This is a genomic window from Heliophilum fasciatum (genome assembly GCF_004341395.1).
GTDB classification, from domain to species: domain Bacteria; phylum Bacillota; class Desulfitobacteriia; order Heliobacteriales; family Heliobacteriaceae; genus Heliophilum; species Heliophilum fasciatum.
This window is the reverse complement of the sequence record NZ_SLXT01000016.1, coordinates 21,368-36,699: the sequence shown is the minus strand read 5'-3', so window position 1 is coordinate 36,699 and position 15,332 is coordinate 21,368. Positions and strand designations below refer to the sequence as shown.

General features: G+C 52.6%; 17 protein-coding genes. 15 read left to right on the top strand and 2 right to left on the bottom strand.

Annotated elements, in window-relative coordinates; all coding sequences use genetic code 11:
- Positions 1-11 precede the first annotated feature (11 nt).
- Positions 12-2,399, top strand: coding sequence for an ATP-dependent DNA helicase RecG (recG, locus tag EDD73_RS09400; RefSeq protein WP_131919536.1), 2,388 nt, complete (start codon positions 12-14; stop codon positions 2,397-2,399).
- Positions 2,400-2,414: 15 nt separating this feature from the next.
- On the opposite strand, the gene gpr is transcribed toward recG, so the two are convergent.
- Positions 2,415-3,401: a GPR endopeptidase gene (gene gpr / locus EDD73_RS09395; RefSeq protein ID WP_131919535.1), complete on the bottom strand. Its 987-nt coding sequence runs from the start codon at positions 3,399-3,401 to the stop codon at positions 2,415-2,417.
- A 170-nt stretch (positions 3,402-3,571) separates the two neighbouring features.
- Between gpr and rsmD the strand changes: the two genes are divergently transcribed.
- The 3 genes from rsmD to EDD73_RS09380 are packed head-to-tail and all read left to right on the top strand — an operon-like array spanning position 3,572 to position 5,219.
- The gene (rsmD, locus tag EDD73_RS09390) at positions 3,572-4,138 is read left to right on the top strand and encodes a 16S rRNA (guanine(966)-N(2))-methyltransferase RsmD (protein ID WP_131919534.1); all 567 of its coding nucleotides are present in this window, start codon (positions 3,572-3,574) and stop codon (positions 4,136-4,138) included.
- Between the two features lie 28 nt (positions 4,139-4,166).
- Positions 4,167-4,661, top strand: coding sequence for a pantetheine-phosphate adenylyltransferase (gene coaD / locus EDD73_RS09385; protein ID WP_131919533.1), 495 nt, complete (start codon positions 4,167-4,169; stop codon positions 4,659-4,661).
- A 33-nt stretch (positions 4,662-4,694) separates the two neighbouring features.
- Positions 4,695-5,219, top strand: coding sequence for an ATPase (locus tag EDD73_RS09380; RefSeq protein WP_131919532.1), 525 nt, complete (start codon positions 4,695-4,697; stop codon positions 5,217-5,219).
- A gap of 19 nt (positions 5,220-5,238) precedes the next feature.
- Here EDD73_RS09380 and EDD73_RS09375 read toward each other — a convergent pair whose 3' ends face one another.
- Positions 5,239-6,402: a hypothetical protein gene (locus EDD73_RS09375; RefSeq protein WP_131919531.1), complete on the bottom strand. Its 1,164-nt coding sequence runs from the start codon at positions 6,400-6,402 to the stop codon at positions 5,239-5,241.
- Positions 6,403-6,525: 123 nt separating this feature from the next.
- Here EDD73_RS09375 and EDD73_RS09370 point away from each other — a divergent pair, with 123 nt between their 5' ends.
- From EDD73_RS09370 to EDD73_RS09320, 11 genes are all read left to right on the top strand, one after another.
- Entirely contained in the window at positions 6,526-7,725 is a 1,200-nt protein-coding gene (locus EDD73_RS09370) for an acetate/propionate family kinase (RefSeq protein WP_131919530.1), read from the top strand.
- A gap of 83 nt (positions 7,726-7,808) precedes the next feature.
- Positions 7,809-8,351, top strand: coding sequence for a YceD family protein (locus tag EDD73_RS09365; RefSeq protein WP_131919529.1), 543 nt, complete (start codon positions 7,809-7,811; stop codon positions 8,349-8,351).
- A 17-nt stretch (positions 8,352-8,368) separates the two neighbouring features.
- Entirely contained in the window at positions 8,369-8,545 is a 177-nt protein-coding gene (rpmF, locus tag EDD73_RS09360; protein ID WP_131919528.1) for a 50S ribosomal protein L32, read from the top strand.
- Between the two features lie 166 nt (positions 8,546-8,711).
- Positions 8,712-9,275: a transcription factor FapR gene (gene fapR / locus EDD73_RS09355; RefSeq protein ID WP_131919527.1), complete on the top strand. Its 564-nt coding sequence runs from the start codon at positions 8,712-8,714 to the stop codon at positions 9,273-9,275.
- Positions 9,276-9,294: 19 nt separating this feature from the next.
- On the top strand, positions 9,295-10,296 hold the full coding sequence (plsX, locus tag EDD73_RS09350; protein ID WP_131919526.1) for a phosphate acyltransferase PlsX: 1,002 nt from the start codon (positions 9,295-9,297) through the stop codon (positions 10,294-10,296).
- 10 nt (positions 10,297-10,306) lie between these two features.
- Positions 10,307-11,299 carry a beta-ketoacyl-ACP synthase III gene (locus EDD73_RS09345; protein WP_279222099.1) on the top strand — a complete coding sequence of 331 codons (993 nt, stop codon included), beginning with the start codon at positions 10,307-10,309 and terminating at the stop codon, positions 11,297-11,299.
- A 30-nt stretch (positions 11,300-11,329) separates the two neighbouring features.
- Positions 11,330-12,277 carry an enoyl-[acyl-carrier-protein] reductase FabK gene (gene fabK / locus EDD73_RS09340; protein WP_131919524.1) on the top strand — a complete coding sequence of 316 codons (948 nt, stop codon included), beginning with the start codon at positions 11,330-11,332 and terminating at the stop codon, positions 12,275-12,277.
- 2 nt (positions 12,278-12,279) lie between these two features.
- Positions 12,280-13,206 carry an ACP S-malonyltransferase gene (fabD, locus tag EDD73_RS09335; RefSeq protein WP_131919523.1) on the top strand — a complete coding sequence of 309 codons (927 nt, stop codon included), beginning with the start codon at positions 12,280-12,282 and terminating at the stop codon, positions 13,204-13,206.
- 16 nt (positions 13,207-13,222) lie between these two features.
- Positions 13,223-13,969: a 3-oxoacyl-[acyl-carrier-protein] reductase gene (gene fabG / locus EDD73_RS09330; RefSeq protein WP_131919522.1), complete on the top strand. Its 747-nt coding sequence runs from the start codon at positions 13,223-13,225 to the stop codon at positions 13,967-13,969.
- Positions 13,970-13,993: 24 nt separating this feature from the next.
- Complete coding sequence (gene acpP, locus EDD73_RS09325; RefSeq protein ID WP_131919521.1) at positions 13,994-14,224, top strand: acyl carrier protein; 231 nt, start codon at positions 13,994-13,996, stop codon at positions 14,222-14,224.
- Between the two features lie 154 nt (positions 14,225-14,378).
- Positions 14,379-15,326 (top strand): NAD(P)H-dependent flavin oxidoreductase, encoded by a 948-nt coding sequence (locus tag EDD73_RS09320; protein ID WP_131919520.1) that lies wholly within the window; start codon positions 14,379-14,381, stop codon positions 15,324-15,326.
- Positions 15,327-15,332 lie beyond the last annotated feature (6 nt).

Here is a 15,332-nt window from a genome sequence, read left to right as displayed (position 1 = left end):
GAGCAGCGATCATGCGTTGGCAGGAGTTATGGAGTGCTTTGCGTCAGGTAACCAGCCGTGAGCGACAATTCGGTTGTACCGACGGAAGTGTTGTCGGTGGTTATGCTGCTCATGGACGGATGTTATTGAAGCATCTGCGGGCGTGCTTGAATCCTGATGCAGCTGCCTGGGGAGCGAAGCTGGCAATCTGGGAAAGTCGCTTAGCCGATTATCAGCGTTTATCTACCGGTGAGCGTCAAGCATTGTTAGAACAGTTTGATCAGCTATTAACGGAGGCGGAACTGCGTACGGGCTTGTTCCATGATCCGCCGGTGAAGGAAGCAGAACCAACGATACAACCGCGTCCACTTAAGAAGGTGAACGATGGCGATGTACCGATTCAGTTTATGCGTGGCGTTGGGCCGCAGCGGGCAGGACGGTTAAAAAAATTAGGTATCGAAACGGTCGCTGATCTGCTCTGGCACTTGCCGGCGCGCTATGTCGATCGCAGTTCCCTTTCGCTTGTCGCTTCTGTCCAAAGCCCCGGTGATTACGGTGTGGCCGGGATTATCCGGTCCCAACAACATCGTCCTACCCGGCCGGGCTTAATTATCTATCGCGCCCAGCTTGATGATGGGACGGGGATTTTGCCGTTAATCTGGTTTAACCGTCCGCACTTGCATCGGACTTTTCCACCAGGGACAGCCGTTGTGGTGTTTGGCAAAGCTGAATATCGTGGCGATAGCTTAGAACTGCATGTGGAAGATATGGAACTACAGGGAGAGGCACGGCAAGGGATCGTACCGGTTTATCCGGCAACAGAAGGATTGCCCCAGCGGCAATTACAGCAACTTTGCCAGCAGGCGTTGGCTAATTATGGCGAACGGCTCCGTGATGCAGTGCCGGCTTCGGTGCAAACCCAGCTTGGTTTGATGACTATCGCTGAGGCGATGCGTTGTGTTCATCTTCCGACATCGCTGGCGGAAGCCGAAGCGGGGCGGCGGCGGTTGGCTTTTACTGAGGTTTTTTTGCTGCAGATGGCCTGGCAAATGGTCCGGCGGCGGCGCGGTTCCAGTGGTACCGGGGTCATGCATCAGTCCGCCGTAAGGGAACTGGCAGCGTTATGGCAATTGCTGCCTTATCCCTTGACGGAAGCACAGCAACGGGTGATTCGAGAAATTAGCCAAGACATGGAACGGGCAACACCGATGAATCGTCTTTTGCAAGGTGATGTGGGCGCCGGTAAGACCGTAGTTGCTGCATCGGTAGCGGTGAAAGCCGTCGCTTCCGGATTTCAGGCCGCTTTCATGGCCCCGACGGAGATCTTAGCGGAACAACATGCGATCAATTGGCAGCGGTTGCTGGCGCCCATGGGGATTCCGGTGGGGCATTTATCGGGGGGAATGACCAAGCGGCGCAAAGAAGAACTGCTAAAAGCGTTGCAAGACGGTTCTGTTTCGATTGTTGTCGGCACCCATGCGCTTTTGCAGCAGCATGTGGTATTCCGGCGGTTGGGCCTAGTCATCATTGATGAACAGCACCGTTTTGGTGTACGCCAGCGCGCTACCTTGTGGGGCAAGGGCCAACTGCCTGATCTGCTGGTGATGACGGCCACACCGATCCCGCGAACGTTGGCCATGACGCTCTACGGTGATCTGGACGTTTCTGTACTGGATCAGCGTCCGCCGGGGCGTCAACCGATCAAAACAGCCCATGTGAGCAGCAAAGCGTGGCCGCGGATCGAGCAGTTGATCCGGCGGGAAATCGCGCAAGGGGGCCGAGCCTACGTGGTCTGTCCGGCGATTGAGGAGAACGAAGAACTCGATATTGCAGCGGTGGAGCAGCGCTTCAAGGTGTTATCGGAAGATGTTTTTCCCGATCTTGCTGTCGGGATGCTTCATGGCAAGCTGAAAAAAGAAGCAAAAGCTGCCGCCATGGAAGCTTTTGCCCAAGGGAAAACGCCGGTTTTAGTAGCCACAACCGTTGTGGAGGTCGGTATCGATGTACCGGAAGCGACGGTGATGGTGATTGAAGATGCCCAGCGCTTTGGTCTGGCTCAGCTTCACCAGTTGCGCGGCCGTGTGGGCCGGGGACAATCCCCCTCTTATTGTGTGCTTGTGGCTGATAAATTAGGTGATGAAGGTCGGCAGCGGATGCAAGCGATGGTGCGTACCGATGATGGCTTTGTTCTGGCGGAAGAGGATTTAAAGCTGCGTGGGCCTGGTGAGATGATCGGTACCAAGCAAAGCGGCATTCCCGCTTTTAAAGTGGCCGATCTGGAACGGGACAGCTCCTTGATTACGCAAGCCAGAGAATGGGCCGTTCGTTATTTAATGAACGATCCTCATTTACAAGCGGCGGATAGCCGTGTTTTGGCCGATAAGATCCGCACCATGTTTGCCGGTTTGGATATTTTTTAACCTGACTGCGTCAAGTTACTGCAGGTATTGGGTCCAACCGCTGGTGTCGATGCCCGGATGAAGTGCTTGGCCGATGCCGGCCGCAACGATGCGGGATGTATTTTGAATTAACTGATCGATCTCTTTGGGAGTCATGATTAACTCCTGGCCTTCGGGGCCAAGGACACCTTGAATGATCGACTGCAAGGCATCCGGGTTGATGCCTTTATAAAGTTTATAAAGGGTAGGGCTCGTTTGAAATTCTTGAAGCAGTGCGGCAATCGCTTCATGGGCGATCACGCCGGCGTGGACAACGGTGGGAATGCCCATGGCAATGACCGGAACGCCCATGCTTTCACGGTTGATGCCGGATCGCTTGTTGCCGACACCGGAGCCGGGATGAATGCCGGTGTCGGCCAATTGGATGCTGGTCGCGATGCGTTCCACCGAACGTGTAGCTAAGGCATCGATGGCGATGACCAAGCTGGGCTGGGTACGGTCGACAACGCCTTTGATCATTTCTGCTGTTTCAATACCGGTTAAGCCAAGTACACCAGGAGCAAAAGCGCTGACCGAGCGCAAACCGCCTTGCAGTTCTTCCGGTGCATACTTATGCAAGTGCCTGGTCACGAGGGTCATGTCGACGACTTTCGGGCCTAAGGCGTCGGGCGTGGCATGCCAATTGCCTAATCCGACGACGAGTACATTATCTTGGGGGCCAAGGCGGGCTAACCGGGAGAGTTCTGAGGCAACGACAGCGGCGATCTTCTGGTGTATCTCCCGATTGTTGACGCGAATCTCCGGAGCGTCGATGGTGATATAGGTGCCGCGCGGCTTACCCATGGCTTGTTCCCCTTCAGCTGATTCGACGATCACCGTAGTGACCGTAGCGTGTTCGTGTTTTCCATCAATAATGCGCACACCGGGTACATCGGCATTGCGTTCTTGGCGCAAGATTTCATGGGCTTCGACGGCCATGTCCAAGCGAATGCCCAGTTGTTCATACAGAGCGCTGCGCTCCATTTCTGTTCCTCCTTCGTTGGCGCTGTAGCGACGGCAAGGGGATCTTTCCTCAGCTTGCCGCTGAAAAACGTAAAATATCCATGAATCATCGGTGATGGAAAGCTCGACAATTGTCGGATAGAGTCCGTCCGTGCTATAATGCTCATAATGCCAAGCTGGGAGGAATGGGTGTGCGTGTTATTGCCGGACAGGCCCGGGGCCATCGCCTCGTCGCGGTCAAAGGATGGCAAACGCGTCCGACGACTGACCGGGTCAGAGAAGCTTTGTTCAATGTCTTAGGTCACCGTGTGCTTGGTGCCCATTGTTTGGATTTGTATGCCGGTACCGGGGCATTAGGGATTGAGGCGTTGAGCCGTGGTGCCGCCTATGTGTATTGGGTAGAAAAAGCCAAAGCGGCCTGGCAAGTAATTGAGAAAAACAGGCAAACGACGAAAATGCTTCAAGGGGAAATCGTCAAGCGCGATGTATACGTAGCCTGCCAGCAGTGGTTGGCAGAAGGGCGATCCTTTGATTTGATTTTTGCTGATCCACCTTATCACCAGGGCCAGTTATTGCCGTTATTGCCGTTGATGGCTCGTGGATTGCTGGCGCCGTCGGGAACGCTGGTGCTGGAAAGTGCCAGCGATGAAGAGTTGCCGGAAATGGTTGATCATCTGCGTAAACGGCGCTCCGATCGTTACGGCGATACAGTGCTTCATTATTATCAGTGGGATGACCTTGATGCTCCGCAGGGATAACTGCTCGGGCACAGAGGAGGCTAGTTCGTTGGCAATTGCTATTTATCCGGGTAGTTTTGATCCAATCACCAATGGTCATATCGATGTGATTCAACGGGCAGCGAATATATTTTCGCAGGTGATTGTGGCGATCGTTAAAAATCCATCGAAAACGCCGTTGTTTTCGATGGATGAGCGCATGGAAATGATTGATGATGTTTGTGCCCTTTGGCCCAATGTACAAGTCCAATGTTTTTCCGGTTTGCTTGTTGATTTTGTCCGTGCCCAGAAGGCTTCGGCGATTATTCGTGGTTTACGGGCCGTTTCGGATTTTGAAAATGAGTTTCAGATGTCGATGATGAACAAACGGTTGTATTCCGAGGCAGATACCGTTTTTTTGGCAGCGCAGTCTGATTACGCTTTTTTAAGTAGTTCTATGGTTAAAGAAGTGGCGTCCCTCGGTGGCGATGTTCGGGATTATTTGCCGCCCGTTGTTTACGAGCGTTTACAGAAGAAGCTAATGTTGCGATCAACCGGACGATGAAGTGGAAAAGGGGAGAAATGGGGAGTAATGGCGATGGCATTAGAAGATTTGAGCATGCGCCGTGATGGAAAAAGTTCGGTCGAGAAGATTCTCGATAAGATGGAGAACCTTCTGGAAACGGCCAAGCGCATTCCGATGACCAATAAAGCAATGATTGATCCCGATGATTTTTTTGTGCTCATTGATCGTGTCCGCACCGAGATTCCCTTGGAAGTGCGCCAGGCCAAGCAAGTGACCGGTGATCGCCAGCGCATGCTCCAAGATACAGAATTGCAGTGTCGCCAGATGATGGACGATGCCCAGCGCTATGTAGCCAATCTTTCGACAGAAAAAGAAGTATACCGCTTAGCGCAGGAAAAAGCTGATGAAGTGCTTAAGGAAGCACAGCAAAAGGCTCAGGAATTGCGCCAAGAGGCGTTGGCTTATGCTGATGATGTGCTGAAGCAACTGGAGCAGAACATGCGGCAGTTCAGTCAAAGCATGGATAAAACGATTTCCTCGGTACAACGTGGCCGGGAAGAATTGAAAAGCTATCGGGAACGAGAAGGCGAAGCGTAATCATCCCCTTTTGTTGTTTTCAGTATTGTCGACGTAATAACGGGTAAACCAGCAGTATGATACCTAAAGCCAGGTAACATCCGGTAATCCAGGCTAATCCCGTGTTGGTAAGATAGGTCATGGCCGAAGGATAGCTAGCTGATGCTGTGGAAGCGGTCACATTGATGGAAAGCCATGGTAGCTGTAACTGCATCAGGATGACTGCCAGTGTGCTTTGCAACAGGCGCGCAGGCAAGTAACGACGTATAGAAATACCGACTGGTGTAAGAAATGCACTTACTTGGGCGAAAATCGATAAACCGCCCCAGGCCATCAGCACCGTAAGCACCAGCAAGCGATCAGCCAATGGTGCATCACTGATCGCGATCAGTTGGCAGCCGATGGTCATTTCCAAAAATCCGGCGATCATGCCTGGCGCAAGGTTGGACGATAGCGAGATTTTTTCCAGGCCCCAGCCAATCCAGACGGTAACTTGCTCAACAAGTGAACTTGTGTTGAGTAAGCGATAAAAGACCGTAAAAAAGATCAGGTAACCGCCAATTTTGAGCATATTGTTCATGGCATTGGTGATTGCCGGCCCTAAAATAGGACCAGTGCTTGCCCGGGCGCGCCACCAGCGCCAGTGGGCGAAAAGGCGCTGGTCTATTTTTTGTTTTGGGCTGGGATGCGATGGCGAGGGGGGCCAACGGCGGCAGTACCAAAGACCGACGAGCAAATTGGCCAGGTAATGGGATATCGCCAGCATGACGCCAAGCCGCGGATCACCAAGCAATCCTGTGGCTACGGCGCCGAGAATAAATAGGGGGCTGGCGTTGTTCGTAAACAGTGCCAGTCGCTCACCTTCGGCAACTGTCAAGGCTCCTTCTTGTACAAGACGGGCTGTGAGAATGGCGCCGATGGGAAAGCCGGTCGTAAAGCCGACGAGCAAGGCCAAGCCGGCACTGCCGGGCAACCGAAACAAAGGACCCATCAACGGTGCAAAAAAAACGCTTAGGAGTTGAGGTAACTGGCAGAGAATGAAGATTTCCGTGACTACCATGAAGGGGAACAGTGCCGGTAAGGCAATCTGCAACCAAAGTTGTAAGCCTTCGCGGGCAGCGTTGACGCTGACTTGCGGATAGATGATCATGATCGGGGTAAAGATCAAAAGAAGCAGGATTAAACCATAGGTGCTTTTCTTCAATGAATGCTCGCCGCCTTTCGTCGATACCGGTACTCAGACCGTGCCAATCTTGTAAGGTCAATGGCGGTGCGGTATAGTGGAACAAGAAACCAGCCAGGATAACTTGCAAGGAGGAGCACGGTGATGATTGTCTTGGTAATCAATTCAGGCAGTTCGTCGTTGAAGTATCAGTTGTTTGATATGGGCAACGAAACGATGCTCGCCAAAGGTTTAATTGAGCGGATTGGTATGCCCGGTTCTTTGTTGACGCATCGCCCTTCCGGCCAGGAACCCCTGGTTATCCGGCAGGCGATCGCCGATCACATGGCCGCCATCGCCTTAGCGGTAAAAGCCTTGACCGAGCCCAACCATGGTGTCATCGCATCGATGCAAGCTATCGAAGCCATTGGCCATCGAGTTGCCCACGGCGGTGACCGCTTTACCGACGCTGCTTTGATCGATAAGCAGGTGATGGCGGCGATCGTGTCGCTGTTTCCTGTTGCGCCGTTGCATAACCCGCCGGCCGTGATGGGGATCGAAGCTTGTCAGCAGATGTTGCCGGCTGTTCCCCAGATTGCTGTTTTTGATACCGCTTTTCACCAGTCCATTCCCGAAGCGGCTTATATGTATGCGCTTCCTTGGGCGCTTCATGAAAAATATAATTTGCGCCGCTATGGGTTCCATGGGACATCCCACCGCTTTGTGGCCCGGCGGCTGGCGGCATTGATGCAAAAACCGTTGGAAGCGTTAAAAATCATCACGTGCCATCTAGGCAACGGGTCTTCTCTTTGCGCCGTCGATCGCGGTCAATCGATCGATACAACGATGGGTTTTACGCCGCTGGAAGGGTTAATGATGGGCACGCGGGTCGGCGACATTGATCCGGCGGCTGTATTGTTCATCATGGAGCATGAGGGTTACACATCGGAACAAGTTCGTGATTTTCTCAATAAACGCTGCGGCGTTCTCGGTGTATCGGGGCTTTCCAGCGATTTTCGTGACCTGGAACGAGAAGCACAACAAGGGAATGCCCGTTGTCGGTTGGCCCTTGATATGTTTGCCTACCGGGTAAAAAAGTATATTGGTGCTTACACCGCGGCGATGAATGGCCTCGATGCCTTGGTCTTTACGGCCGGTATCGGCGAGAATTCAGCGATGATGCGTGCCAAAATCTGTGCTGATCTTACCTATTTAGGTATTGCTGTTGATGAGGAAAAAAATATTCGCGATGGGGAAGGCGATATTTCTGCCGTTGACAGTCGTTGTCGGGTTTTTGTGATTCCGACCAACGAAGAGTTGATGATCGCCCAGGATACGTTCCGGATCGCTCGGGAGAATGCGTAGAAAGCAATTTTATTGGATCCGTTGACAGTGCGACTCGGACTTTGTATAATATGGGATGTTGTCTACCAGTGAGGTGATTGGCGATGAATGTCTGTGAAAGCGTATTACGGAAAGTTCGTGAACAGTGGCTACCGCAACCTTGGTCCGGAGAATGGCAGGAAGCGCCGGATCTGGAGCCGGATTTCCGTTACCGGCAGCCAATAGCTGTAACGGGGCAAGTACTGCGTCAGGAACGAGGATACCGCTTTCAAGGGGAGATGACAGTTTCACTTGAGGCGACGTGCCATCGTTGTCTTTGTCCGGTTGAGTCGACTCTGGCTGTGCCTGTCGATGCCACTTTTTTGCTGTCATCAGAGGCGCCTGATGAGGAGACCGAGGAAGATGAAGATTTTCTTTGGTATCCCTTGGAAACGGAACGTACCCTTGACCTTACGCCGGCCTTGCGAGATGCACTGATGTTGGCGTTGCCGATGAAAGTGCTTTGTCGTGATGACTGCCCCGGTCTTTGTCCTCGATGCGGTACATCGCTTGCCCATGGTTCCTGCGACTGTGCGCAAGATGCCGATGACCCACGTATGGCACCATTGCGAGCGTTACTGATGGACAAAGAACGGTCGCCAATATAAAAAGGAGGTGGAGGAAAATGGGTGTTCCTCAGCACCGGAGATCGAAGTCGCGCAACCGTCAACGGCGCGCCCAGCAGAAACTGGAGATGGTCAGCTTCGCCTCGTGTCCCAAGTGCCAAGAGCCGAAGATGCCTCATCGCGTTTGCTCGAGCTGTGGCTACTATCGTGACCGTGAAGTTGTTAAGCAAGACTAGTTGTATGACTGAAAAGTGGCTGTTTACGGCCACTTTTTTGTTTTTTAAAGCCCATACATGGCTCGTCTGCGCTTGCAATGTTGAAATGAACCTTGTATACTGCTCATTGGTAGCACGTACTAATTAACTTTTTGATGTTCAGTAGGGGGTCCGGTGAGGTGATAGGATGGCCCGGGAAAGCAAGGAAAGCCGCCATGATCGCTTGCGTCAAGCGTTGAACGAAGACTTGTTTTTAACGGACAGTGAGCTTGCTCGTCTGCTGGGGGTGAGCATACAAACAGTGCGTTTGGATCGCATGGAGATCGGCATTCCGGAATTGCGGGAGCGAACGCGGCAAGTAGCCGCCGAGCGACTGCGTCAAGTGCGGGCAATCAGTGGCGCTGAGATTGTTGGTGAATTGACCCATCTGGTGTTAGGGCGAGAAGGTTCTTCGAGCTTACGCATCACCGATGATATGCTTTTTACCAAGCGTGCCATAGCCCGTGGGCATTATTTGTTTTCCCAAGCGAACTCCTTAGCGATCGCCATCGTGGATGCACCGGTTGCGCTTACCGGTTTAGCACGAGTTCGTTACCGCCGGCCCGTAACTCGTGGTGAGCAGGTGGACGCGCGAGCTGAAGTATTGCGCGTGGTAGGCTCGCGCCATCTGATTCGTGTGGTTAGTCAAGTCAATGAGGATGTTGTTTTCTCAGCGAAGTTTTATATTGTAGCCAAAGATGATGCAGGTTGATCACGGGGAGGTACAGGCAATGCAAATCGCACTTGATGCGATGGGTGGCGATCACGCTCCCCAGGAAATTGTCCGGGGCGCGATGATGGCGGCAGAAGAACGGGACACGAAGATCCTGATCGTCGGTCAGCCTTCGGCGATTGAGCCGCTATTGGCCGATGCGTCAACAACGGTGCGTAAACGCCTGGAAATCGTTCCGGCCCTGGAAGTGATCGGTATGGATGAAGCGCCAATGACAGCATTACGCCGGAAAAAAGACGCTTCTATTGCTGTAGCGACTCGCCTGGTCAAAGAAGGACGGGCGCAAGCCCTGGTCTCGGCAGGATCGACCGGTGCCCAGATGGCCGCTTCACTTTTGGGGTTAGGGCGCATCGCCGGGATCGATCGACCGGCAATTGCGACGATTTTGCCTACGCTGCACGGCGGCAAATTGCTGCTCGATGCCGGTGCCAATTCTGAAGCGAAACCAAAGAATCTTTATGAATTTGCTCTTATGGGTAGTGTTTATGCGGAAAAAGTATTAGGCATTCCTCGTCCGCGCGTCGCGTTGTTGAATATTGGAGAGGAAGAATCGAAAGGCAACGATTTGGTAAAAACCACCTATCCACTGTTGCAAAGTGCCCCCATTAATTTTATCGGTAACGTAGAAGGCCGTGATATTCTGGCGGGGCAAGTTGATGTGATTGTTTGTGACGGTTTTGTGGGCAATATTGTGCTAAAGTTTGGCGAAGGGATTGTCAGTTCTTTGGGAACGATGATGCGCGATGCGTTGAAGCAAAGTGCCTTGGCTTCGTTAGGCGCATTGCTGGCCAAACCGGCGCTCAAAGACATGATGCGCAAGCTGGATTATGCTGAGCATGGTGGCGCACCTTTGCTGGGGATCAACGGTGTTTCGATCATCTGTCATGGATCTTCCAAAGCCAAAGCGATTAAAAATGCTTTGCGCGTAGCGCAGCAAGGTGTAGAACAGCAGTTTATTGCGGCGATCAAACAACATTTTCCCGGGAAGGAAGGCAATTGATATGGCGGGATTGCGCGATGTAGGTTTCTGGGGTACCGGTTCCTATTTACCGGAAAAAATCATGACCAACAAAGATATGGAAAGCCTCGTCGCCACTTCCGATGAATGGATCCGAACCCGGACAGGGATACGTGAGCGGCGGATCGCCGCACCGGAGCAGGCCACTTCTGATTTGGCTGTTGAAGCGGGACGTCGAGCGCTGGAAAATGCCGGCGTAGCCCCTGAAGAAATTGATATGGTTATTGTCGGCAGTTGTGCTTTTGATATGTTTTTGCCGGCTACGGCTTGCCTGGTTGCCGATCGCCTTGGCGCGCGGCGCGCCGCTGCTTTTGATCTGGAGACGGCCTGCACCTCTTTTATTTACGGCGCGGCTATCGCTTCGCAGTTTATCGCGACCGGTATGTATGAAAAAGTGCTGGTCATTGGTGCGGAAGTGATGTCGCGAATCCTCGATTTTACGGACCGTAATACTTGTGTGCTTTTTGGCGATGGTGCCGGTGCTGCTGTGCTGGGTCCGGTTCCAGCGGGTCAAGGGATTCGTTCCATTCATCTCGGAGCAGATGGATCGGGTGGCAAAGCGCTTTCGATTCCGGCTGGCGGAACACGTATGCCCGTGAGTGAACAAACGCTCAAAGATCGTTCTCATTATGTTAAAATGAACGGCAAGGAAGTTTATAAGTTTGCCGTCAAAGCCATGGATGATGCGTCGACGATCGCTTTAGAAAAAGCGGGGTGGCAACCGGAAGACTTGGATTTTCTTGTTCCTCACCAGGCGAACCAGCGCATCATCGATTCGGCTGTGAAAAAGTTAGGCATCGATCCGAGCCGAGTGGAAGTAAACGTGGATCGCTATGGCAACATGTCGGCGGCTTCCTTGCCGGTGGCGTTGGACGAAGCGGTGCGTGCAGGCAAGATCAATGCCGGTGATCGCATCATCCTTGTTGGATTCGGTGCCGGACTTACCTGGGGGAGTATGGCGATTCAGTGGGCCCAGCGTCCCTGATCGTGGGTTAGATAGTGTGAGGTGGATTGGATGAAGACAGCGTTATGTGATTTGCTGGGTATTAAATATCCGATTTTGCAGGGTGGTATGGCTTGGGTGGCGACAGCGGAATTAGCGGCTGCCGTGTCCGAAGCCGGTGGACTTGGTCTGGTCGGTGCCGGTCAGGCTCCGGCCGAATGGGTTGATAACGAGATCCGTAAAATCAAAGAACGGACGAATAAGCCCTACGGCGTCAACGTAATGCTCATGTCGCCCCATGTCGATGAGATTATGGAAGTGATTATTGCTCATCGCGTACCTTTGATTACAACCGGCGCCGGTAACCCCGGAAAATACATTGCTCGTCTGAAAGAAATCGGTACGAAGGTGATTCCGGTAGTTTCTTCTGTTGCTTTAGCGCAGCGGTTAGAGAAATCCGGTGTGGACGGGTTGATCGCGGAAGGAATGGAATCTGGTGGCCATGTGGGTGAACTGACGACAATGGCGCTGGTGCCACAAGTGGTTGATGCCGTCAAGATTCCCGTCATTGCCGCCGGTGGCATCGCGGACGGCCGCCAATTCGCCGCTGCTATCGCGCTTGGTGCCGTCGGTGTACAGATGGGGACGCGCTTTATGTGTGCCAAAGAATGCACCATTCATCCGAACGTGAAGCAAGCTGTCTTAAAAGCCAAAGATCGCGACACGGTAGTTACGGGACGCCCGACCGGCCATCCTGTACGAGTGATCAAAAATAAACTTTCGCGCCAGTTTGAAGAGATGGAAAAACGGGCTGCCGATGCGGAAGAGTTTGAAAAGCTCGGCGTCGGCAAATTGCGCATGGCGATGGTCAACGGTGATACTGATCAAGGTTCGGTGATGGCCGGGCAAGTGGCTGCGATGGTCTGCAACGAAATGCCGGCCGCTGCGATTATTGAAGATATCATGGCCGGGGCGCAACGTACGCTGGAACGAATCCAGGGTATTTTGGAGGTAAAGTAATCATGGCGAAGGTAGCCTTCTTATTCCCGGGGCAAGGATCACAATTTGTCGGAATGGGTGCGGAGCTTGCTGCCGCCTTTACGGAAGCCCGAGAAGTTTTTCAGGAAGCTGATGATGTGCTGGGTTTTTCGCTCAGCCGGCTATGTTTTGAAGGTCCTGAAGAGGAACTGCGTTTAACTGCCAATACGCAACCGGCTTTGTTGACGGTCTCGACGGCCGTTGCCCGCATCTTGGCAGCCCAAGGTGTCCAAGCCGATATGATGGCCGGACACAGCCTGGGTGAGTATTCGGCTTTGGTTGCTGCCGGGGCACTGACTTTTGCCGAAGGTTTGCGTCTTGTTCGCATCCGGGGTCAACTGATGCAAGACGCTGTCCCGCCCGGTGCCGGTACGATGGCTGCGATTTTGGGGCTGGAAGCCGATGCAGTGCAAGCTGTTTGTCTTGAAGCAAGTACCGTCGGCATTGTAGAGCCGGCGAACTTTAATGGTGGCGGTCAAGTGGTCATTGCCGGGCAAGTGGCGGCTGTGGAAAAGGCGATGGAACTGGCCAAAGGTGCCGGTGCCAAGCGGGCGATTCCGCTCAATGTCAGTGCACCCTTTCATTGTTCACTGATGAAACCGGCAGCGGAAAAGATGGCCGAAGTGCTGAACAACGCCTTGATCCATAATCCGGCTGTGCCGGTGGTGGCCAACGTGACGGCGCAGCCGGCCACCGATGCCGCTGCCGTGCGTCAGAACCTGATCTTGCAAGTCGATCACCCCGTGCGCTGGGAGCAATCTGTCCGCTATCTGGCCGAAGCCGGGGTGACCCGGTATTTGGAAATCGGCGCGGGAAAAGTGCTGGCAGGATTGGTGAAAAAGATCATCAAAGGTGCTGACATACAGTCCATCGGTGAACCTGATGGGATCCAAAAGATTCTTGCACATTAAGGGGAGAGTCGATACAATGGGTGTAGATCAGCCGGTCGTGCTGGTTACCGGGGCATCGCGGGGGATTGGCCGCGCAATTGCTTTGGCTTTTGCCAAAGCCGGTTATAAAGTCGGTGTCAATTATGTCGGTTCTACGGAAAAAGCCCAAGCCGTCGTTGCCGAGATCGGGGCGATGGGTGGTCAAGCCGTGTTGTTGCAAGGTGATATCGCTTCAGCTTCACAAGTTGATGGCCTGATGCAGCAACTTATGACGGCTTTTGGGCGAATTGATGTACTGGTGAATAATGCCGGAGTTACCCGGGATAATCTTGTAATGCGCTTGAAAGAAGAAGACTGGCAGACTGTTGTAGATACCAATCTAAAAGGGGCCTTTCTTTGCAGTAAAGCGGCAAGTAAAGTGATGATGAAGCAGCGTTATGGCCGCATCATCAACATCTCTTCGGTTGTCGGTCAAATGGGCAATGCGGGGCAAGCCAATTATGCTGCGGCCAAAGCGGGACTGCTGGGCTTAACCAAATCGCTGGCCCGTGAACTGGCTTCGCGCAATATCACTGTTAACGCTGTGGCACCTGGGTTTATTCAGACCGATATGACGGATAAACTGAGTGATGATGCCGTTGCTGCTTTAACCAAGGGCATTCCGTTGAATCGACTGGGTCAACCGGAGGATGTAGCGCAAGTTGTCTTGTTCCTGGCATCCTCTGCCGCCGATTACATTACCGGTCAAACGATCAATGTCGATGGCGGCATGATCATGGCGTAGAAATCCTTGAAGGAGGTGAAAGACATGTCAGATATTTTTGAGAAAGTCAAAGCCATTGTTATTGAACAACTGGGAGTCGAAGCTGATGAAGTGCGTATGGAAGCTTCTTTTGAAGACTTGAACGCCGACTCTTTGGATATTGTTGAATTGGTTATGGCGCTGGAAGAAGAATTCGATATCGAAATCCCCGACGAGGATGCGGAAAAGATCAAAACCATTGGTCAAGCCGTAGACTACATTAAACAAAACAAATAACCGTTCCGTGCTGATAACGTGAGCACCTAGCGGAAGTCCCGTAGCAATACGGGGCTTCCTGCCTATTAGTGGGGGTTACTAGGCAGATAGAGATAAGATCAGTGTGCAAGCAGTTACGACACAGCAATTAGACGCATTGATGGAGGAATAGTTCGTGAAGTTACCTGAGTTGAGAATCGGTCATTTGGTGGCCAAGGTTCCTATTGTCCAAGGTGGCATGGCCATTCGTGTTTCCACTGCACCCTTAGCAGCGGCAGTAGCTAATCAAGGTGGCATCGGTGTGATTGCCATTACGGGCATGACGGTAGATGAAATACGTCGCGAAATTCGCCTGGCCCGCCAATTAAGCTCCGGCATTATTGGAGTCAATTGTCTTTTTGCTGCGCGTGAGTTTGCAACGCTGGTTAAAACCGCGATAGAAGAAGGTATCGATCTGGTCATCTCTGGAGCGGGCTTCTCGAGGGATATGTTCCAATGGGGCAAAGAATCGGGTACGCCGATCGTTCCTATCGTTTCTTCGGCACGCTTAGCCAAGATTGCCAAAAAGATGGGCGCAGCAGCAGTCGTGGTAGAAGGCAAAGAAGCCGGCGGGCATTTAGGAACCGATGAGTCGATGAAAAAGATCGTCCCGGAAGTCGTAGCGGCCGTTGATTTACCGGTGATTGCTGCAGGTGGTATCATCGACGGACGGGATATTGTGGACGCCTTTAAACTTGGTGCTCAGGGGGTACAGATGGCTACGCGCTTTGTAGCGAGTGACGAATCTGGAGCAGCCCCGGAGTTTAAAGAAGTTTATCTTAAGGCAACCCATGATGATGTGGTGTTGATTGATTCCCCTGTTGGACTGCCCGGTCGAGGGTTGAAAAACCCTTTCTGGCACAAGATGGAAAACGGTGAGGATATCAAACCTAGATCCTGTAACAATTGTTTAAAGGAATGTACACGTCGTTTTTGCATTGTGGAAGCCTTAGATCGTGCGCAAAAAGGCGATATGGAGCGGGGATTAGTTTTTTCTGGTGAATACGTAGAACGGATCAAAGATGTCCTGCCGGTTAAGACGATTTTTGAACGTCTTTTGCAGGAAGTAGAAGCTTGCGATTAAGGAGTG

Bases quoted from the DNA above. Each gene is read 5' to 3' on its own strand.
- recG (WP_131919536.1), top strand. From the start codon at position 12: ATGCGTTGGCAGGAGTTATGGAGTGCTTTGCGTCAGGTAACCAGCCGT.
- gpr (WP_131919535.1), bottom strand. From the start codon at position 3,401: ATGGAGCGCAGCGCTCTGTATGAACAACTGGGCATTCGCTTGGACATG.
- EDD73_RS09380 (WP_131919532.1), top strand. From the start codon at position 4,695: ATGGCATTAGAAGATTTGAGCATGCGCCGTGATGGAAAAAGTTCGGTC.
- EDD73_RS09370 (WP_131919530.1), top strand. From the start codon at position 6,526: ATGATTGTCTTGGTAATCAATTCAGGCAGTTCGTCGTTGAAGTATCAG.
- EDD73_RS09365 (WP_131919529.1), top strand. From the start codon at position 7,809: ATGAATGTCTGTGAAAGCGTATTACGGAAAGTTCGTGAACAGTGGCTA.
- rpmF (WP_131919528.1), top strand. From the start codon at position 8,369: ATGGGTGTTCCTCAGCACCGGAGATCGAAGTCGCGCAACCGTCAACGG.
- fapR (WP_131919527.1), top strand. From the start codon at position 8,712: ATGGCCCGGGAAAGCAAGGAAAGCCGCCATGATCGCTTGCGTCAAGCG.
- plsX (WP_131919526.1), top strand. From the start codon at position 9,295: ATGCAAATCGCACTTGATGCGATGGGTGGCGATCACGCTCCCCAGGAA.
- fabK (WP_131919524.1), top strand. From the start codon at position 11,330: ATGAAGACAGCGTTATGTGATTTGCTGGGTATTAAATATCCGATTTTG.
- fabD (WP_131919523.1), top strand. From the start codon at position 12,280: ATGGCGAAGGTAGCCTTCTTATTCCCGGGGCAAGGATCACAATTTGTC.
- fabG (WP_131919522.1), top strand. From the start codon at position 13,223: ATGGGTGTAGATCAGCCGGTCGTGCTGGTTACCGGGGCATCGCGGGGG.
- acpP (WP_131919521.1), top strand. From the start codon at position 13,994: ATGTCAGATATTTTTGAGAAAGTCAAAGCCATTGTTATTGAACAACTG.